The sequence below is a fragment of the Persicobacter psychrovividus genome (genome assembly GCF_036492425.1).
Taxonomy (GTDB): domain Bacteria; phylum Bacteroidota; class Bacteroidia; order Cytophagales; family Cyclobacteriaceae; genus Persicobacter; species Persicobacter psychrovividus.
Genome location: NZ_AP025292.1, coordinates 2,035,546 through 2,055,959 on the forward strand (window position 1 = coordinate 2,035,546; position 20,414 = coordinate 2,055,959).

General features: G+C 44.7%; 17 protein-coding genes. 6 read left to right on the forward strand and 11 right to left on the reverse strand.

Annotated elements, in window-relative coordinates; genetic code table 11:
* Positions 1–3 precede the first annotated feature (3 nt).
* The 6 genes from murD to rsmH all read right to left on the reverse strand — a co-directional run bounded on the left by murD (position 4) and on the right by rsmH (position 7,506).
* Positions 4–1,338 carry a UDP-N-acetylmuramoyl-L-alanine--D-glutamate ligase gene (gene murD, locus AABK40_RS08650; RefSeq protein ID WP_338396779.1) on the reverse strand — a complete coding sequence of 445 codons (1,335 nt, stop codon included), beginning with the start codon at positions 1,336–1,338 and terminating at the stop codon, positions 4–6.
* Position 1,339: 1 nt separating this feature from the next.
* Positions 1,340–2,548 carry a phospho-N-acetylmuramoyl-pentapeptide-transferase gene (gene mraY, locus AABK40_RS08655; RefSeq protein ID WP_338396780.1) on the reverse strand — a complete coding sequence of 403 codons (1,209 nt, stop codon included), beginning with the start codon at positions 2,546–2,548 and terminating at the stop codon, positions 1,340–1,342.
* Between the two features lie 68 nt (positions 2,549–2,616).
* The gene (locus AABK40_RS08660; RefSeq protein ID WP_338396781.1) at positions 2,617–4,065 is read right to left on the reverse strand and encodes a UDP-N-acetylmuramoyl-L-alanyl-D-glutamate--2,6-diaminopimelate ligase; all 1,449 of its coding nucleotides are present in this window, start codon (positions 4,063–4,065) and stop codon (positions 2,617–2,619) included.
* Positions 4,065–6,179, reverse strand: a complete 2,115-nt coding sequence (locus AABK40_RS08665) for a penicillin-binding protein (protein WP_338396782.1) — start codon at positions 6,177–6,179, stop codon at positions 4,065–4,067. Before AABK40_RS08665 ends, AABK40_RS08660 begins: the two co-directional genes overlap by 1 nt.
* Positions 6,176–6,580, reverse strand: coding sequence for an FtsL-like putative cell division protein (locus tag AABK40_RS08670; protein ID WP_332919056.1), 405 nt, complete (start codon positions 6,578–6,580; stop codon positions 6,176–6,178). The genes AABK40_RS08665 and AABK40_RS08670 overlap by 4 nt, the downstream gene beginning before the upstream one ends.
* 14 nt (positions 6,581–6,594) lie before the next feature.
* Positions 6,595–7,506 (reverse strand): 16S rRNA (cytosine(1402)-N(4))-methyltransferase RsmH, encoded by a 912-nt coding sequence (rsmH, locus tag AABK40_RS08675; RefSeq protein WP_332919055.1) that lies wholly within the window; start codon positions 7,504–7,506, stop codon positions 6,595–6,597.
* Positions 7,507–7,759: 253 nt separating this feature from the next.
* On the opposite strand from rsmH, the gene AABK40_RS08680 reads away from it, so the two are divergent.
* Both AABK40_RS08680 and AABK40_RS08685 read left to right on the forward strand, forming a co-directional pair.
* The gene (locus AABK40_RS08680; protein ID WP_338396783.1) at positions 7,760–8,986 is read left to right on the forward strand and encodes a peroxiredoxin family protein; all 1,227 of its coding nucleotides are present in this window, start codon (positions 7,760–7,762) and stop codon (positions 8,984–8,986) included.
* Positions 8,987–9,065: 79 nt separating this feature from the next.
* Entirely contained in the window at positions 9,066–9,701 is a 636-nt protein-coding gene (locus AABK40_RS08685) for a CAP domain-containing protein (protein WP_338396784.1), read from the forward strand.
* A gap of 118 nt (positions 9,702–9,819) precedes the next feature.
* On the opposite strand, the gene AABK40_RS08690 is transcribed toward AABK40_RS08685, so the two are convergent.
* Positions 9,820–10,794 (reverse strand): polyprenyl synthetase family protein, encoded by a 975-nt coding sequence (locus AABK40_RS08690; protein ID WP_332919052.1) that lies wholly within the window; start codon positions 10,792–10,794, stop codon positions 9,820–9,822.
* A 161-nt stretch (positions 10,795–10,955) separates the two neighbouring features.
* Here AABK40_RS08690 and AABK40_RS08695 point away from each other — a divergent pair, with 161 nt between their 5' ends.
* Positions 10,956–11,843, forward strand: coding sequence for an alpha/beta hydrolase family protein (locus AABK40_RS08695; protein WP_338396785.1), 888 nt, complete (start codon positions 10,956–10,958; stop codon positions 11,841–11,843).
* 66 nt (positions 11,844–11,909) lie between these two features.
* On the opposite strand, the gene AABK40_RS08700 is transcribed toward AABK40_RS08695, so the two are convergent.
* Together AABK40_RS08700 and AABK40_RS08705 are read right to left on the reverse strand one after the other, a co-directional pair.
* On the reverse strand, positions 11,910–12,593 hold the full coding sequence (locus AABK40_RS08700; protein ID WP_338396786.1) for a Crp/Fnr family transcriptional regulator: 684 nt from the start codon (positions 12,591–12,593) through the stop codon (positions 11,910–11,912).
* A gap of 70 nt (positions 12,594–12,663) precedes the next feature.
* Complete coding sequence (locus tag AABK40_RS08705; RefSeq protein WP_332919049.1) at positions 12,664–13,776, reverse strand: COX15/CtaA family protein; 1,113 nt, start codon at positions 13,774–13,776, stop codon at positions 12,664–12,666.
* 490 nt (positions 13,777–14,266) lie between these two features.
* On the opposite strand from AABK40_RS08705, the gene AABK40_RS08710 reads away from it, so the two are divergent.
* From AABK40_RS08710 to AABK40_RS08720, 3 genes are all read left to right on the forward strand, one after another.
* A complete protein-coding gene (locus AABK40_RS08710; protein WP_338396787.1) occupies positions 14,267–15,466 on the forward strand; it encodes a saccharopine dehydrogenase family protein in 1,200 nt (399 codons plus the stop codon).
* Between the two features lie 103 nt (positions 15,467–15,569).
* Positions 15,570–16,709, forward strand: coding sequence for a carboxynorspermidine decarboxylase (nspC, locus tag AABK40_RS08715; protein ID WP_338396788.1), 1,140 nt, complete (start codon positions 15,570–15,572; stop codon positions 16,707–16,709).
* A gap of 139 nt (positions 16,710–16,848) precedes the next feature.
* Positions 16,849–17,562 carry a hypothetical protein gene (locus AABK40_RS08720; RefSeq protein ID WP_338396789.1) on the forward strand — a complete coding sequence of 238 codons (714 nt, stop codon included), beginning with the start codon at positions 16,849–16,851 and terminating at the stop codon, positions 17,560–17,562.
* 54 nt (positions 17,563–17,616) lie between these two features.
* Here the strand turns inward: AABK40_RS08720 and AABK40_RS08725 are convergent, their stop codons facing one another.
* Complete coding sequence (locus AABK40_RS08725) at positions 17,617–19,080, reverse strand: aminoacyl-histidine dipeptidase (RefSeq protein WP_338396790.1); 1,464 nt, start codon at positions 19,078–19,080, stop codon at positions 17,617–17,619.
* Between the two features lie 215 nt (positions 19,081–19,295).
* Complete coding sequence (locus tag AABK40_RS08730; protein WP_332919044.1) at positions 19,296–20,375, reverse strand: hypothetical protein; 1,080 nt, start codon at positions 20,373–20,375, stop codon at positions 19,296–19,298.
* Positions 20,376–20,414 lie beyond the last annotated feature (39 nt).

Sequence of the window (20,414 nt, forward strand, 5' to 3'; positions counted from 1 at the left end):
AGTTCATACTTTATTTTCCATGGCCAAAACAGCCTGACGAAAACAATCGCCACGATGCTCATAGTTGTCGAATAAATCGAAGCTTGCACATGCAGGCGAAAGCAACACAACATCCCCATTATCAGCCAATTGCTGAACTTTCAATATACAATCTTCAAGATTATTCGTATCGAAAACAGGTAATTTATCTGAAAAGAAATCCAGCAAAGGCTGATTGTCTGCTCCAAGGCAAACCAAAGCCTTTACATGCTGCTCTACCAGTGAAGCAATCAACTGATAATCATTACCTTTATCCTTCCCTCCGGCTACCCAGACGATCGGTTGTTTAAAGCTGTCCAGCGCATACTTTACAGCATCAACATTGGTCGCTTTGGAATCATTGTAATACGCTACGCCATTGATATTGGCCACAAACTCCAGACGATGAGCCACCGCAACAAAAGACTTCAGGCCTTGTCTGATCTCACTTTTGTTCAATCCTGCGTGCTGCGCCAACAATACTGCTGCCATCGCATTCTGCACATTATGAGGCCCCTGAATGGTCAGTTCGTCAAGTTCAAATTCAAAATTTGCTGAAGGAATTACCATCCGGTCTGTTTCCACAAAAGCCGAAGCATTTCTCGATGACAGGCTGAAGGTTTTCAGGTTGGCTTCCACTTTGCCTTTTTGCAACCCCTCGGCAATGGCTTCGTCTTCCTTGAGCACGATCAGCGGATGATCCACCGTCATGTTCTGAGCAATACGCATTTTGGAAGCGATATAATTTTTCATCTTATGATCATAGCGATCAAGATGATCGGGCGTAATATTGGTAATCACGGCGGCATCAGCCTTGAACCTGCACATGCCATCGAGCTGAAAGCTACTCACCTCCAAGACATACCAGTCAAATTCATCAGCAATAACCTGCTGCGCCAGGGAGTAACCCACATTGCCCGCCAATCCAACTTTATATCCTGCAGATTTCAACAGGTGATAGGTCAGCATGGTGGTGGTGGTTTTTCCATTGGTTCCGGTGATCGCCAAAAACCGCGCTTTGGTAAACTGAAAAGCAAATTCAAGCTCACTGATCACCTGAATTTCTTTGGCCACCAATTGCTGAATCAGTGGTGCAGTATCAGGAATTCCGGGGCTTTTCACCACTACATCCGCCGCCAAAATTTTCGCTTCGGAATGTTGCGTTTCCTCATAGTTCACACCCGCAGCAGTCAGGGCATCTTTGCGCTCCTGTGTAATTTTTGAAAGGTCAGAAAGAAACACTTCATAACCTTTCGCTTTCCCAAGCAATGCCGCGCCGACACCGCTTTCTCCGCCTCCTAAAACAACTAACTTTTTCATGTTAGCGAACTTTTAAGATGGTTAATGAAATCAGTGCAAACAAGATCGCCACAATTAAAAAGCGCATCACAATTTTTGCTTCTTTAATGCCTTTTTTCTGATAGTGGTGATGGATCGGCGCCATCAGGAAGATCCGTTTCCCAGTACCCGTTTTGCGTTTTGTGTATTTGAAATAGCCTACCTGCATCATGACCGAAAGGCTTTCAATCATAAAGATGAAACATACCACCGGCAACAAAAATTCTTTACGAATAGCAATGGCCAGTACGGCGATAATTCCTCCAATGGCCAACGATCCCGTGTCACCCATAAATACCTGTGCCGGAAAAGCATTATACCACAAAAAGCCAATACATGCCCCGGTAAAGGCCGCAAGGAAAATCACCAGCTCGCCAGAATGCGGGATATACATGATATTGAGATAATTGGAAAAGATCACATTCCCCGACAGGTAGGTGAATATCAGTAAAGTGGTGGACGATATGGCGGAGGTACCCGCTGCGAGCCCGTCAATTCCATCCGTCATATTGGCACCATTGGACACCGCAGTGATAATAAACGTAACGGCCAACACAAAAATAATCACTTCAAACCCTTTCGGCAGGAATGGAATTAAATCTGAATAAACGATATCATTGTCCTTCACAAATGGCATGGTCGTTTTTGTAGATTTAATATCTTTATAGGAATCAGTTACCGTTGTTACCGGCTGACCTTCAGTGCCGTAATATTGCCTTACCTCCACATCAGGGTGATAAAACAACGTCAGGCCGACGATCAAGCCAATCCCCACCTGCCCTACAATTTTAAAGCGACCAGCGAGGCCCTCTTTATTTTTTCGGAAGACCTTGATATAATCATCCAAAAAGCCGATCCCGCCAAGCCCAAGGGTAGTAATGAGCAATACTATGATATAAATATTGGTCAGATTAGCGAACAGCAACACAGGAATTACAATGGCTGAAATGATAATCAGTCCACCCATTGTAGGTGTACCAGCCTTCTCTGATTGCCCATCGAGCCCGAGCTCGCGAACAGTTTCACCAATCTGTAATGACTGTAATTTTCGGATGATTCTTTTTCCGAAGGTAATGGTAATAATCAAAGAGACGATCATGGCCATTGCAGCCCTGAAAGTAATGTAGTTAAATAATGAGGCGCCAACAAGGTCAAACTCTTTATCTAAGAAATTGAATAAATGGTATAGCATCCGAAAAATCGGTTAGTAATTTTCTAAATCAATAATTTATTTTTTGCACAAGAAACTCCTGCCTGATGTTAAACCAGAATTTCCTGTAATATTTCGCCGTCGTCAAAGTGGTGTTTCACCCCATTGATCTCCTGATAATCTTCATGGCCTTTCCCAGCAACAAGCAAAATATCTTTTGGTCCGGCAAGCATATTTGCCGTACGAATGGCCTCTTTTCGATCCAGAATCTGCAAGGCTTTTGGTCGCATGGTGATGGTCAAGCCCGCCTCCATATCTTTTAAAATCTGCGCAGGGTCTTCCGTCCTTGGATTGTCCGAAGTCATCACTACCTTGTCTGAATATTTAGCTGCAATAGCCGCCATCTCAGGGCGCTTGGTTTTATCGCGATCTCCGCCACAACCCACCACAGCGATAATCTGCTGATTGTCCTGACGCACCGCCTGAATGGTTTTCAATACATTTTCCAGCGCATCAGGCGTATGGGCATAATCTACAATCGCCACTTTATTTAGCGGATTTGGAATGAGCTGAAAACGCCCCTTTGCCCCCTGAAGCATTGAAAGTTCAAGCAAAATCTCCTGTGTTTCCACTCCGAGTAATTTTGCCACACCGTAAGCCACCATGAGATTGTAGCCATTGAACTCCCCTACCAGTCGGAAAAATACCGGCGTTCCTTCAATCTCCATTTCCAGTCCTTCAAAGGCATTGTTGACTATCTTAGCCGGAAAATCAGACAATCCCTTCAGGGCATAAGTATAATGAGTCGCCGCACAATTCTGCAACATTACCAAGCCACGTTTATCGTCAGCATTTACCAGCGCAAAGGCATGCTTTGGCAACTGATCGAAAAGCATTTTTTTGGCAAAAATATACTCCTTGAAGGTATGGTGATAATCGAGGTGATCGTGAGAAATATTGGTAAATACTGCACCATCGAAATCAAGTCCCGCAATCCGATGCTGATGAATTGCATGAGAACTCGCCTCCATAAAACAGTACCGTACACCCTGATCGGCCATATTGCGAAGCAACTGATTGATCTGCAAGGCGTCGCCTGTCGTGTGTGTCGACTGAATTTCCTGCTCATCAATCTTATTCACTACCGTAGAAAGCAAACCTGTCCGGTAGCCCAGTCTTCTGAATAAATCGAAAAGCAATGTAACCGTTGTGGTTTTGCCATTGGTGCCTGTTACGGCCACCAACTTCAGGTCCCTGGAGGGGTGATCGTAGTAATTACAGGCCATCAGCCCAAGTGCTTTGGCGGCATTTTCTACCTGCACATACACCACCCCTGAGGCGATATCGGCAGGTAAATCTTCACAGACAATCGCTTTAACCTTCCGTGCCACCGCCATTGGAATATAATCGTGTCCATCTGTCTGTGTCCCTTTTTGGGCAATGAAAACATCTCCTGCTTCCAGTTTTCGGGAATCAAATTGCAGCTGCTGAACCTCAACATCCACCTCCCCGATGACTTTTTTACAGCGTACGCCGTTTAGTATATTTTCGAAATTCATTACCACGATAGTTGTAGTTGTATTTGACTGCCCGATTTAAAAGTTGCTCCTGGCGCACGGCTCTGTTTCACCACTCGGCCCTCGCCCTGATAGCTGACCCGAAGGCCTTGATTTTCCAGTAAATAAATGGCATCGCGGAGGGTCATCCCCTTCACGTTTGGCACTTTGGATTGCGCCAACGCATTACTGACCAGCTGAATGCTATCCCTGACAATACGGGTGCGCACCCACTGTTCATCATGTGTTGATTTATCCAAGATGGGCAGTTTAAAATAATTATCATTCAAATACCTCAAATCTTTTTCATAGCCTGCCCGAATCACCGGGAAGCGTTTGTTGGTGGTGGAATCATTCAACACCAACGGCTTATGAATATCTAAATCTGTGGCAAAGATCTTATCAGCGATTTCTTTAAACACCGGCGCACAGGCAGAGCTACCGTAATTATAGCCTCCCTGCGGTTCATTAATCACCACGATACAACTGTATTTCGGCTTCTTGGCAGGGAAGTACCCCACGAAAGTGGTGTAATATCTCCGGATATAGCGGCCATTATGCAAGACCTGAGCGGTGCCTGTTTTTCCGGCAATCTTATAGTGGTTGTTCCTGATATTTCGACCCGTACCATTTTCCACTACACCTTCCAGCATCTGCTGAACTTTATGCAGGGTTTCTTCACTGCAAATGTGTTTGCGCATGACCTCCGGCCCAAATGTTTTCAGTGTACGCCCACCGTTGGAGATACTCTTGACAATCCGCGGACGCAACATGGTTCCATTGTTGGCCACAGCATTATAGAGTGTCAGGGTTTGCAATGGGGTAATTTGTACCTCATAGCCAATCGACATCCAGGGCAATGTGGTCCCTGACCAGTCCTTTTCTGTAGGCTCTTTGTAGAACGGTGTTCCATATCCCTGAAGCTGAAAACCGAGTTCGTCAAGAATCCCTGTTTCCTTCAGGTGCTCGATATATTTTTTCTCGTTGAGGCCAAACACACGGTCGATCAAACGCGACACCCCAATATTGGAAGAGTGCTCAAACACTCCCTGAATCGTCAGGTTGCCATAGCCCCCTACTTTGGAGTCGCGCATCACGGCATTTTTCGCAAAACGGTACTCCCCATCACCAGTATCGATGGTATCGGTGAGGTTCAGCTGTTTTTCTTCGAGAAGCGCGATCATGGAAGCCAGCTTGAAGGTAGAACCAGGCTCATGTTTGCCCTGCTTCCCCACGGCGTAATTATAAGATTCGATATAATTTCCGTCGGCATTTTTCGTAAAGTTGGAAATTGCTTTCACCTCGCCAGTGGCGGTCTCCATTACAATTGCGCAACCGTATTTAGCTTGCACTTTGGCCAGCTGCCGTTTCAATGCCGCCTCGGTTACATCTTGAATATTGACATTAATTGTCGTATGAATATCATCCCCATTAATAGGTTCAAGCTCATTTTCGTCGTGGATCATCCGCCAGGCACCACCTGCTACTTTACGGAATTTACCGAAGCCATCCACACCTCGCAGGGTTTTGTCGAAGCTGTATTCCAAGCCCGCCCCCACATGGTTATCATTAATATAACCGATGGTTCGGTAAGCCATAGACTTAAAAGGTGTATAACGCTTATTGATGGTTTCAAAAATTACCCCACCGCGGTTTTTCCCTCGGCGGACAATCGGCCAGGCCTCCATCTTACGGCGTTTCAGGTGATTGATCCGCTCGTTACTGATGCGTACATACCTGCGCTTTGATTTTCTCGCATTCACCAAAATGTGCTTATACTGCCATTTGGATTTTTTAGGAAATTCCTGAGAAAACAGCAACGCAAGGGAGTCAATTTTTGCATTGAAAAGCTCATCAGAAGCGACAGTAGGATCCATGGCCACCGTATAAAATGGCACAGAAGTCGCCAGCAAGCTCCCGTTGTCGGAATAAATATTCCCCCGGGTAGGCTCAATAACTTTGGAAATCTGCTTTTCGGAATGGCGGAGTTTATCCCAGGTGGATTGATCCCATTGCTGGATACCGCGCACCTGATACAAGATCACAAGCCCCGAAACAATCATCCCAAGCATCACTAAAAGAAGGCGTAGTTGAATGGATTGTTTTATGTTTTTCACTGCTCCTTGATGACTATTTTGTATGGTGGTACTTCACTCTCTTCCAACCCCAACGGCTTGACACGTTTGGCCACTTCTGACTGTTTACTGTCATACATATAAGAATATTTCATGGTCGTGTACCTTGAGCGCAGGTCAAGCACCTCCTGCTTGAGTTTATCAATCTTGCGGGAGGTTTTTTCTGTGTAGTGGCTATTAAAAATATAAATTACCCCAAGCAACAGAAACAACACCCAAGGCTTGAGCAATTGAAGATCGATCCCGTTGCGGCCCAGATAAGACTGCTTGAAAGAATCTTCAATGGCATTCCAAAGCCCTTTTTTCTTCTTCTTTTGTTTCTGCTTTTTGGTCGTTACCTTAGGCGGTGACGGCTTGGGTTTTCTGAGGGTGTTTTCGGCCATTTGATCAAATAGGTTTATCGTTTAACAGCGACACGCAATTTCGCACTTCGGGCACGGGGATTGCGTTGCAACTCCTCCTCATCCGCCACAATAGGCTTTCGTGTTACAGGATCAAGCGGACGGATATCGTTGCCATAAAGGTCCTTCTCTACTGCCCCATGAAATTTCCCTTTGGCAATAAAATTCTTCACCAGGCGATCTTCCAGCGAGTGATAAGACATTACCACCAAACGTCCACCGGGGCGGAGTGCCTCTGCCGTTTGCTCCAAAAACTCCTCGAGCACTTTCAATTCTTCATTCACCTCAATGCGAATAGCCTGAAATACCTGCGCGTAAAAGCGGTTTTCCTTGCCTCTTGGCGCAAAATTTTTCAGGAGTGTTTTCAGCTCTTCAATGGTGTTGATTTCGGTGGTTGATCGTGCAGAAACTATCGCGCGAGCCACGGTTTTGGCATTTCGGATCTCTCCGTACATGCCCAATATTTTATGGAGTTCCTTCTCTTCGTATTCATTGATCACCTCCCAGGCAGAAAATTCCTGGCTCTGATCCATCCGCATATCAAGGCGGGCATCAAAGCGAGTGGAAAAACCCCGAGAAGGCTCATCGATCTGATGGCTCGAAATTCCAAGATCGGCCAAAATCGCATCTACTTTGCCATTGACCTTGTACATCTTCAGGTAGCGCACCAAGTGTCTGAAATTGGCAGGTACAAACTGAAAGCCATCATGGTCAATCATGTCGACATTTTTTGCGGCATCCTCATCCTGATCAAAAGAAAACAATTTCCCGCCTTCTATTCCCTTCAAAATCTCCTTGCTGTGTCCGCCGCCACCGAAAGTTACGTCCACATAATTGCCTTTCGGATCAATTTCCATGGCATCGATGCATTCTTTCAGCATTACTGGCAGGTGGTATTGTTCACTCATTGTTTTCCTATCAAGATTAATATAATATTATCGAATTCATGCTTTGCCCAAAAGTAATACAGGGCGCATGTATCCCAAAATGTAAGCACAAAGGTAAAATTTCGGACAATTTTTTCATGCCTTGAATCCATATTTTCCGAAAAATTAATTTCCCACCGATTTTACACTGCAAAGATACAGGATAAAAGCCCACTCTACGGGCTGAATTAATTAATTTTATTATCTTTCTGCGAAACAGCATAAAATCTAATCGATGAAAAAACTCCTTTACCTTTTTTCGGGCATGTTCCTCCTTGGGGCTTGTAATACCCAAAATGAAACGGGCAAGCAACAAATACCTTTCGGTAATTACCGCGCTACCATTCATACCCAGCATAAAGACATCCCTTTTCAGTTCAGTATTGAAAAGAAAGATCAGCAATCGGTGGTTTACCTTATTAATGGTCAGGAAAAATTACCCATCAATGAATTTTACCTTCAAGGGGACTCCCTCCATTTGCCGATGCATATTTTCGAAAATTCGATCTCTGCAAAATGGGTAGGCGACCATCTCGAAGGGACGTTTAAAAAACCACAGGCAGATGATTATCTGCTGCCATTTACAGCCTTCCCAAATAAACGATACCGTTTCCGTCCGATGGTCAGTGATAAAAAACAGACTGGTGCCGACTTCAGCGGAAAATGGAAAACACACTTCAGCCATAAGGCAGATTCTGTTTTTGCCATGGGGATTTTCAAACAGCAAGGAGATAAGGTTGAGGGGACTTTCAGAACCACCACAGGCGACTACCGCTTTTTGGCAGGTAACGTGCAAGGCGACTCGCTTTATATGTCGGCTTTCGACGGGGAACACCTGTACCTCTTTGAAGCACAAATGCAGGGAGAAAAAATTCATGGAGAATTTTGGTCGGGGCGTGGGTTCCATACCCAGTGGACGGCAGAAAAAGACCCTGAATTTGAATTGCCAGATGCTTATTCACTCACGAAGCTGACCAATAAAAATCAGGCATTTGATTTCAGCTTCCCAGACCTGAACAATAAAATCGTTCATTTTCAAGAGGACGCCCGCTTTAAAGGAAAGCCTACTGTGGTGCAGATTTTCGGATCGTGGTGCCCGAACTGTATGGATGAAACAGCCTTTATTGCAGACTGGTACAAGAAAAACAAAGATCGTGGCGTTGAGGTGGTGGCCATTGCCTTTGAGCGAAACGACAATTTTGAACATTCAAAAAAGCGGGTGGAAAAAGTGGTGCGCAAATATCAGGCGACCTATCCGTTTGTCATTGGTGGGGCACGCAAAAATGCAGATGCAGCCATGCCTATGCTCGAAAAAATCAAATCGTTCCCAACCACTATCTTCTTAGACAAAGAAGGAAAAGTGTATAAAATTCATACTGGATTTAATGGCCCAAGTACAGGGACATACTATGAAGATTACATCAAGCATTTCAATGAAACTGTTGACCATTTGCTTCAGTAAATCATCTTTTAAAAAGGCTTTTAACTTCCACGGTTGAAAGCCTTTTTTTCACCTTCTATCCCCTGCCCCAACATTACCCATGAAAATCTATATTGTTGTACTACTGCTGTTTTTGTTGTCTTTCAGTGCAAAATCTCAGGGCTTTACCGCCGCACAGGTCGATGCTGCCAACACAGGAAAAAATGCCTGGTACATGAGCAAAAAATCCAGGCAGGTTTTACTCCACCTCAACCTTGTCCGTACCGACGCCACCCTTTACCTCGACACCTATTACCAGAGCTATAGATTAGCGCGGGAACTTCAGCACTACCCACCAAACAGCCCAACGTATGTAGCCTCCTTGAGTCGGGATGCGCAAAAGGTTAAAAATCTTCCTTTACTGAAGCCCAGCTTCTGGATGACCCTCAACGCGAAATGGCACGCTCGCTATATGGGCAGAAAAGGTAAAACTGGGCATAGTTCCCCAAACCGTCCTTCTTTCTCCTTCTGGTTGAAATTTCTTCGTGCAGACACAATGGATGAAAATTGCTCTTATGGTTTTAACGACCCAATTGCGATTAATTTCCAATTACTGATTGACGACCATACGCCCTCGCTCGGACACCGAAAAGCCATCTTCAACAAAACGAGCAACCATGTTGGGATATCGATAAAAACGCACCAGAAATATGATTACAACTGTGTGCAGGATTTTTATGGCAAAAAAAAGCGGTAAGCCCCTTGTGCTACCGCTAACCTCTAATATCTGATCACCTTTTTTCTGAATGCATCATCAGCTGAGGGCTATTTATCACGAAAGGGAAATAGGCTTCCCCGATAATGACGCCCTCAAATTATTTCTTCCGAAGCATGGTGAACTCCACCAGCTGAATCAAAGAAGTTTTATATTCCGATGCAGGGAAGTCCTCAACAATCGCCAAAGCCTCTTTAAGGTATTGCTCCATTTTTTGCTGAGCGTATGCAATCCCACCAGACTGATGCACGAAGTCTATCACTTTGCGGACTTCTTCAGGATCGTCCGTTTTATTTTTTATTTTATGGAGTATTTTTCGGCGGGTAGCCCAATCGGCATGTTTCAAGGCGTGAATCAGCGGCAGGGTCATTTTCTTCTCCTTGATGTCGATACCCCGCGGTTTCCCGATCTCCTCTTCACCAAAATCAAACAGGTCGTCTTTAATCTGAAAGGCCATACCGACCTTTTCTCCGAACTGGGTCATCTGCCCGATAACCTCTTCAGAAGCGCCAGCACTTGCCGCCCCCACCCCACAACAAGCCGCAATTAATGAGGCCGTTTTCTGGCGGATAACTTCATAATAAACTTCTTCGGTAATGTCGAGCTTGCGGGCCTTCTCCATCTGAAGCAATTCCCCTTCACTCATTTCCTTTACGGCCGTACTCACGATTTTCAGCAACTCAAAGTCCCCATTTTCCACCGACAGCAACAGTCCGCGAGAAAGCAGGTAATCGCCGACCAACACGGCTACCTTGTTTTTCCACAAGGCATTAATCGAGAAAAATCCCCTTCTGAAATTGGCATCGTCCACCACATCATCATGCACCAGGGTCGCCGTATGCAACAATTCAATCAGTGCAGCACCACGATGCGTCGCTTCTGCCACCTGCCCAACAGTGCCAGCAGACAGAAAAACAAACATCGGCCGCATTTGCTTCCCTTTGCTTTTAATAATAAAGTTGGTGATCGTGTCCAACAATAGCACCTTTGTTTTCATGGATTTTCGGAAATTCTTCTCGAAAACCTTCATGTCTGCAATGATGGGTTGTTGTATATCCTTAAGTGTCAATTCCATATGTTTGCTTCTCCACAATCGAATTTGTAACAGGACAGACCCACTGTGGGTAATGAATCTATCTTAAAAAATTACTAATCCTTTGTGGAGTTAATTTTTCTTCCTAAATCAAGGAATAAAAATACGAGCATTATTTACGATAAAAAAACAATAAAGCAATTATGAACCAAAATCTATTGAAAACCCCTATGAATAAGGAAGATGGAATTAGGCTTGCAGCGCCTGAAGAAGGCTATTTCAATGTGATCGATTACCGTTTTCGGAAAAATAACACCCCGAAGCCGATCATCGTTTTCCTTCACGGATTCAAGGGGTTCAAGGATTGGGGGCATTTCAATGTAATGGCGGACGCCTTTGCCAATGCTGGTTTTGTGTTTGTTAAAGTAAATGTTTCGCATAACGGGACTTCGCCTGATGCCCCAACAACATTCGTGGACCTCGACGCTTTTGGAAATAATACTTTGAGCATGGAACAGCGTGACTTTCGGGCCACTATCGACTGGCTCTTCAGCGGAAAATGCAGCATTCCGAAAGGGGAAATGGATTTGAGCCAGCTCTTTATTTTAGGACACAGCCGAGGAGGAGGCGGGGTGATCAATTACGCCTGTGCTGATGAACGTGTGAAAGGAACATGTGCGATGGCGCCTGTGCATTCTTACGACAGCAAATGGTCTGAAGAAGGAAAGAAAGCCTGGCAGCAACAGGGGGTGATCTATGTTTATAATGGCCGAACGAAGCAAAATATGCCCCTGAGTTATGACACGGTGCTGGATTACTACGCCAATATCGACCAGCTTGAGGTGCTCAAAAGTGCGAAAAACTGCCCCTCGCCGATCCTGATTATTCATGGCGATGCCGACGAAACCCTGGCGGTGGAACACCTTGAGGATTTTAAATTCAACAACCCTTTAAGTAAAAAAATGATTATTGAAGGGGCCAATCACGTCTTCGGAGGGAAACACCCCTACGAAGGCAATACATTGCCCGAGCACACTGAACTGCTGAAAAATTATGCGACGCAGTTCTTTATGGCCATTGCTGAGAAGTAAAATCAGCCCATAAAAAAACGGCTCAAGATCGAGGTCTTGAGCCGTTTTTCTTTGTCAGCCTAACGATCAGCTGTTTTGCAAAGCTTCCAAATCCCTGATCAGGATTCGTCGACGATCAAAGGTAATCAGGTTTTTCTCCTTCAATTCATTGAGGATCGTCGTTACCGTCTGCCTCGATGTACCCGTAAGCTTGGCAATGTCTTTATGGGTAAAGTGGTTTTTTACCATCACTTCATAACCCACTTTTTGCCCTTTTTCTTCCGCCAGGTCTGTCAGGAACTCCACAATACGTGTTCGGGCGTCTTTAAATACCAGGGCATCGATTCTGCGTTCGAGCTTCCGCAGCCTGAAACCAATCAGTTTGATCATTTGCAAATTCAACGGCTGATTGGAGCGCATCATCTCCTGCAGGTCTTCGATACTCATTTTACAAAGCTGAGTATCGTTATCCATCGCTTGCGCAAAGTCTGCACGACGGGTTTCTCCCGCCAGGGCCATCTCGCCAAAGACCTCTCCCGCACCTAAAATAGCCCGCACAATCTCTTTGCCATCAGCGGTGTACCCACCGATTTTTACGCGCCCCTGAGCAATCAAATAGATTTGATCCGAAGGATCTTCCTCCATATATATAAAAGCATCTTTGGCAAACTCATTCAGGCTGTGTTTCTCATCCATCATTGCGGCCTTTCGGGGGCACAAAATCTTGAACAGATCAACCTCTTCTAAGTACCAAATTTGACTATCTCCCATGATTTATAAGTTGTATTTCTTCTCTAAAATTACCGATAAAGGTGAACATCTTTATCAACTACGTTTTATACTACAAAATCGCCGTTTTTTCTGTATTTATTACTTCAGAATTTGAGGCCTCCCGCGTATTTTTTGTTTTTTCGATCAGTGGGCTACGCAAACTGAACAATGAATACAGGGCTGTCAGTAGCACCACTACGGCTACGGCCTGATGAATCACGCCCATAAATACAGGAACATTCATCAATAAGGTACCTATACCCAAGGCCACCTGAAGAAGAATTATTCCCATCAGTGCATAAACACCCCTGCGCTGTCGGTTGAGCAGGTCGTCGGTTCGATAAGCATAAACACTCATGCCCACAATGCCTAAAAACAAGGCTATCCCGAGGTAACGGTGAACAAACTGCACCCCTGCGCCATTGCTCAGGAAATTATTGATCCATGGCGACATTGCCGTTACGCTTTCCGCCACCCATCGCTCGCCCATTTTGGGAAAGGTATTGTAAATATGTCCAGCCTTCAGCCCAGCGACAAAAGCACCGTAAATCAGTTGCAGGCCTATTGCTCCTATAAATACCTTCATCAGGTTACTTGCTTTGCGCTGCTGAGAAAGCACCAGGCTTTTTCGGAACTGATGGTGCTTCACCTGAAGGGCAGTCCAGAAAATGACCGCCATAGTAATGAGGGCTAAAGAAAAGTGCGCCGCCAGTCGATAATGGCTCACATAAGGCCGATCCACCAAACCTGACTTCACCATATACCAGCCCATGAGTCCTTGCGAAAATCCAAGTGCCAGAATCCATAAACAGCGTTTCATCAGGCCATTTTTCAGTTTACCCATGAGTGCAAAAGCAATAAAGGGGATGAAAAACACCATGCCTATAACCCTGCCCAACAATCGGTGAATGTATTCCCACCAAAAGATCGACTTGAAATCGGCGAGTTCAAAATGGTAATTGAGCTTCTGAAATTCTGGGGAGTTTTGATATTTGGCAAATTCGATTTGCCAGGCGGTATCCGTCAGCGGGGGCAGTGTACCCGTAATTGGCCGCCAGTCGGTCATGGAAAGTCCCGACTGCGTCAGGCGGGTGATTCCCCCGATGACCACCATTAAAAAAATCAGGGCGCAACCTGAGAGCAGCCACCAATAAACGCCTTTTAGTGAGGTAGATTGATTCATGGGAGTGGTTTGTTTGATTGATTAATAATTTGTCTTCAATACAGAGAATCTTTTGTTAAAGGGGCATTCCCTATTTTCTCTCTGCTATTTTCAACATAAGGGATCATTCAAATGTAGAGCAAAAAAATGAATTTCATCCTTTTTACAGATAGAAAAAAGCCCTTGGCAGGCTAAAAAATATTGATAATGTTCATGTAATTATCTATAAAAAAAACAGGCGAAAAGGGCATCTTTCTCCCCCCACAACCCACAAATAATGGCCAGATATTGCTTTTAACCGCCGTACTGCCCATCACTTGTCCGCACAGGGATACCGCAGCGCCAACCCTCAGGCCGTAGGGTATATCCCCCTTTTAAACAATCGCCCGTATTGGCGGCTTATTAAAGCAAAAGAATCAGTCGGTAAAATTTATCTTTGAGAGTAACGCAATCTGATTCTTTGTACTATATTGCGCAAAATCATTTTAATTTAAATTATTCCAATCACCGAATGTCAAAAGTTCTTATTATTGGTGCTGGGGGTGTGGGTAATGTCGTAGCTAAAAAGTGCGCCATGCTTCCAGAGGTTTTCAGCGAAATTATGCTTGCAAGCCGTACTAAATCCAAATGCGATAAAATTGCATCAGAAATCAAAAATCAAACCGTTCGTACGGCGCAGGTCGATGCCGACAACGTGCCAGAATTGGTGGCTTTGATCAATGGTTTCAAACCTTTTATGGTGATCAATGTCGCGCTGCCATACCAGGATTTAACCATCATGGATGCATGTTTGGAAACAGGTGTTCACTATATGGACACCGCCAATTATGAGCCTAAGGATGTTGCCAAGTTTGAATACAGCTGGCAATGGGCGTATCAGGATCGATTCAAGGAAAAAGGCTTGATGGCCTTGTTGGGCTGCGGTTTCGACCCAGGCGTAACGGGTGTTTATACGGCTTATGCGGCCAAGCACCATATTGATGAAATCGAGTATTTGGATATCGTGGACTGTAATGCGGGCGATCACGGCAAAGCATTTGCGACGAATTTCAACCCTGAAATCAATATTCGTGAGATTACCCAAAAGGGGCGTTATTACGAAAATGGCGAGTGGGTGGAAACCGAACCTTTGGAATTCCACAAACCTATCGACTACCCGAACATCGGTGACCGCGAGTCTTACTTGTTGTATCATGAAGAGCTGGAGTCGTTGGTGAAGAACTTCCCAACCATCAAACGTGCGCGTTTCTGGATGACTTTCGGGCAGGAGTACATCAAGCACCTTGAGGTATTGCAAAATGTTGGTATGACCAGCATTGAGCCTATTCAGTTTCAGGGACAAGAGATTATTCCTTTGGAATTCCTGAAAGCGCTATTGCCTGAGCCTTCTTCTTTGGGAGAAAACTATGAAGGGGAAACCTCTATTGGTTGCCAGATCAAAGGAAAGAAAGACGGCAAAGATCAGACTTATTATGTATGGAATAACTGTTCGCACCAGGCGGCTTACGATGAAGTTGGCGGACAAGGTGTAGCTTACACAACGGGTGTTCCTGCGATGATCGGTGCCATGATGATGATTACCGGAGAGTGGATGAAAGCAGGGGTTTACAATGTGGAAGAATTCAACCCTGACCCTTTTATGGAAATGCTGAACAAGCATGGTTTGCCTTGGAACGAAAAAGTAGGATTGACACTCCCTCACGAGTATTAATTCTTTGCTTAACAATATTTCAGGGACTGAGCCAATGTGCTTAGTCCCTTTTTTTGTGCCCACAAGCGGACGATCGTCCTGCCCACTGATAACGCTTTAACAAATGAATGACAATCTATTAGACCAAATTCCGAGCCCCTGTTTTGTACTCGAAGAGGTTAAGCTACGAAAAAATCTCGCTGCTATTCGCCATATTATGGATCAGGCAGGCGTAGAGTTTATTGTTGCTTTTAAGGGCTATGCCATGTGGTCGACTTTCCCCATCCTGCGGGAATACATCAATACTTCAACGGCCAGCTCGCTGCATGAGGCACGGCTTTGTTTCGAGGAGATGAAAAACAAGGCGCACACCTACGCCCCTATTTATGCGCCTGAGGAAATTGATGAAATCCTCTCCTATTCGTCGCATATTACCTTCAACTCCATGAATCAGCTAAAAGCTTATGCCCAAAAAGCACAGGACGCAAAGGTTTCTGTTGGCATACGCGTCAATCCAGAATATGCTGAAATTGAAACGGATCTATATAATCCTGCCTCACCCAACAGCAGGCTGGGCATCAGAAAAGAAAATTTGCCTGCCCAGCTGCCTGATGTGGTGAAGGGGCTGCATTTCCATGCCCTTTGCGAAAACGACAGCTATACTACGGAAAAGGTCACCCATGCTTTTGAAGAACGCTTCGGCCAGTATTTCAGTCAGCTCGAATGGGTGAATTTCGGTGGTGGACATTTAGTGACCAAGGAGGGTTACCAAAAGGAGCATCTGATTGCGGTACTGAAAAAATTTCGGGCAAAATACCCTCACCTGAAAGTTTACCTCGAACCAGGGAGCGCATTTGGCTGGCAAACGGGTTTTCTGAAAAGTACCGTGCTGGATATTGTAGAAAATGGCAGTGCATCCACGGCCATGATGAACATTTCCTTTACCGCCCATATGCCCGACTGCCTCGAAATGCCTTATCGACCAGAGATTCGCAACGCACATGAAAACAATGAGGCCCCCTACCATTACCGCATTGGCGGAGGCAGCTGCCTTGCGGGGGATTTCATGGAAAGCTATGGTTTTGATGCCCCCCTGAACATTGGGGATCACCTCATTTTTGAGGACATGATCCACTACACGATGGTAAAAACGACCACCTTCAATGGTGTACAACACCCCTCAATAGGAATTATTGATCAGGAAGGGAAATTCCGACTGGTGCGTAAATTCGGCTTTGAAGATTATAAAAACCGCTTGTCATAAAAGCGGTCTGTTACTCAAGCCTCAGTGAACTATCGCTGAGGCTCGACCTTCTACTGTTGTAGATGTTTTCAATTCTGCCTAACTTTAGGCCATACGAACCTGTGACTTCTGCTTGTTTTTCAACTAAAAACATCAGATTATGATAAAACCAGCCTATTTCATTTTATGCTTCTTGCTGTCTATCGCAAATGCTTTTGGACAAACATCAGAAGGGATATTTTTGAGTTTCGAGTCCTTTGTCAGTGGAACGCCAGACCTCCCAATTCAACAGTTGGATCACGCCAGTAAGGAAGCGGTCAACTACCTCTCCATCAACGCTTCGGGGGTTATTGAAAAAATCAACTATACTGCCGCTGGAGAAAGTAAAAACCTGAATATTGAAAGTATTTTCGCTATCGCCATCAATGGTCGCCAATATATAAAGGCGGAAGGATTCGGAAAGAAAACAGGAAAGAGGAAGCACATTCTATTAAGTAAACTTTATGGCACCAACTGCCCACTGATGTCCTACACCATTGCAGAAGCCCCAAAGGCCAGCAGAAATGGCGGTGGCCCGAGTGTTGGTTTAGGCATGGGCGCCATGAGTATGGGTGGTATGGGCGGCAGCATGATGGGGACGGGCATCAGTTCAGGTGGCGGAAATAACCCGCCTGCAATGTACAACCGATCGATAAAAAAGATCACGTTCTGCCTCGACACTCAAACAGGCGAGATTATCAATCGGACACAAAACCCCAAAAAAATAATCAAGCGACTGAAAAAAATTGACCCAAGCCTCAAAGGGAAGAAAATTACCAAAGAGAATTTGGATTTATATCTGAATGATTTTCAGGCGCAGTATATGTCAAAATAAAAAAAAGCGCACCCTTGAAAAAGAATGCGCTTTCCATTTTATCGCTAAAATTGATTATCCTTTAACAGGGATATCTTTCAAAATCGCCAATAAGTAATCGTAGAAGCGGGTTACTGTGCCAATTTCTACCATTTCATCTGGTGAGTGTGGATTTTTGATCGTTGGTCCAAAAGATACCATGTCCAAGCCAGGGTAAGCTTCGCCAATAATACCACATTCCAAACCAGCGTGAACCGCATTTACCACAGCTGCTCTGCCGAACTGCTTTTCAAACAAGCTTTCCATTTCCTTCAATACCGCTGAACTTGGGTTTGGTGCCCAGCCAGGATAAGAACCTTCATGAACAACTTTACAGCCCATCAATCGGAAAGGTGCGCCTACTGAACGTGCGATATCATCTTTGGCAGTATCTACCGAAGAACGTTGCAAGGTCAATACTTCAAATTGACCATCCTTGATATTCACCTGTGCCAGGTTTGTGGAAGTTTCCACCAATCCTTCGATGTCGTTAGACATGCGGATAACGCCATTAGGGCAAGCCTGAATTGCGTTCAGCAATTGCTCCTGGAATTTGGCAGTCATCACCTGTGCAGGGTTGTTGACTTCTTCCACAGCAATTTCTACCAACGGATCTGCTTTAGAATATTCTGATTTGAAAATCGCTTCCATTTCAGCAACATGCTGTTTGAAATCTGCTGCTTTGTTGGCTAAAACTGAAACCACTGCAAAAGACTCGCGAGGGATCGCATTACGCAGGCTACCACCTTCGATTTCGCTAACAAGCAAACCATAAGTTTTGTTGGTCAACCACAACAGGCGATTCATCAATTTGTTGGCATTACCGCGTCCCAAATGAATTTCCCCACCAGAGTGACCGCCTTTCAGGCCGCGCAATGACAAGCGGAAAGATTTGTAACCTGCAGGTAATTCCTCCTGATCGTAAGTTGCCGTTACGGTAGTATCTACACCACCAGCACAACCGATCGTCAATTCCCCTTCGTCTTCCGTATCAAGGTTCAACAAAATGGTCGCATCCAAAAGGCCACTTTCCAAACCAAAAGCACCTGTCATCCCCGTTTCTTCGTCGATGGTGTACAAGCACTCAATTGGACCATGAACCAAAGATTTGTCTGCAAGAACGGTCATCATAGTCGCAACACCAATACCGTTATCAGCACCCAAAGTTGTTCCTTTAGCTTTCACCCATTCGCCATCAATAAAAGACTGAATGCCTTGCGTATCGAAGTCGAAATCTGTATCTGCATTTTTTTGGCAAACCATATCAATATGTGATTGCAAAACGACCGTCTGGCGATTTTCCATACCTGCTGAAGCAGGTTTTTTCATAATGATGTTACCGATTTTATCTTGGAAGGCTTCAATGCCATGTTCTTTTGCGAAATCCAACAAGAATGCAATCACTTTCTCTTCTTTTTTAGAAGGGCGTGGCACTGCATTTAGGGCTTCAAAGTTTGTCCAAAGCGCTTTAGGCTCCAGATTCATCACATCCTGATTCATATTCTTGTTATTTGTGTTGATTAATGTCTGGGCCTTCAAAAATGAGCCCCTGACACTGCAAATTACGATTTTTTCGTTTGCTCCCCTAATTATCTAAAGAGGTTTATGCGCTTCACTTTATCAGGCGCAATGTCCACGCCAAAAGTAAAATGAAGGTATAAAAAAACACCCACCTGAATCATCAAGTGGGTGTTCATCTGCTTTTTAAGGCCTGATTAACGAATATTGAAAGGAACGACCTTCAAGGTGTAATCATCCAAATACAGCTCTGCGGTATATTTTCCTTTTTCAAACAACTCATGGTTTGGCAAAACAAAATTGACGTTTTGCCCTGTGTTATCGAAAAGAATTTCTTTGCTCAGCGTATAGATCTGGTTTTCCCCAACGGCCTTAAACTCCCCTGAAGAACCATTAGGATCCATGATCACCTGCTGGTCATCATCCAAAATTCTAAGATAAACCGTATGTCCCTGAACTTTGGCCACCTCATTTTTCTCGAGCGTAACCGTGATACTGAGTTTATCAAGGTGACGTAATCTGAAAGGCGCATCATAAACTTTGTCGCGGCGGTTGATGGCTTCCACAAGTACCGTTCCTGCCTTGATTTTAGCAGCCACTTCCAGTTTTTCTGTCAGCTTGGACTTTTCTTTCTTCAGGTCTGAAATATTTGTTGAAAGCTCATTCTGCTTCTCTTTAAGGGTAGAATTTTCCGTCAGTAACTGATCATTCACCTTTTTGAGCTTTACAATCTCGGCATCTTTTTCCACCAACAGCTGGGTGTATCCTGCCAATTGTTTTTTCGATTCCAGCAATTTATATTTTAAAGACGACAGTGCATTGTCGATCAATTCTTTGCGCTCCTCAGGCGTATATTTTGCCTCCTGAATTTGGTTTGGATTCTCGGGATCCAGATTTTGACCCTGACGCATCGGAATAGGCTTACCATCCAAAAGAAGCATCATCTCGGTTAACTGATCGAGTTCTGTTTCCAGCTTCACTTTGGCACGGTACAGGTCATCGGCTTTACCATTGAGCGACTTAATTTCATCGATTCGTTCCTGATAAAGCGAATTCATGGAATCCAATGCTTGATAAGAGGCTTTAAGTTCCATTTTATTCTGACGCAGCACGCGGTTCTTTTCATTGAAACGATAAGTGGTGACCAACGCCACGGCAACCAAAAGTACCGTAGCCATGATGATCCATGTCTTTTTCTTCTGCATTTTATCTCTTTTACGGCAAGACCTTACTGTTGTCTTTAGCTCTTCATTTTCTTCAAGCAATTGCTTATCCATAGTCCAAATTAATAATACAGGGCCAACGCTGTAATGATA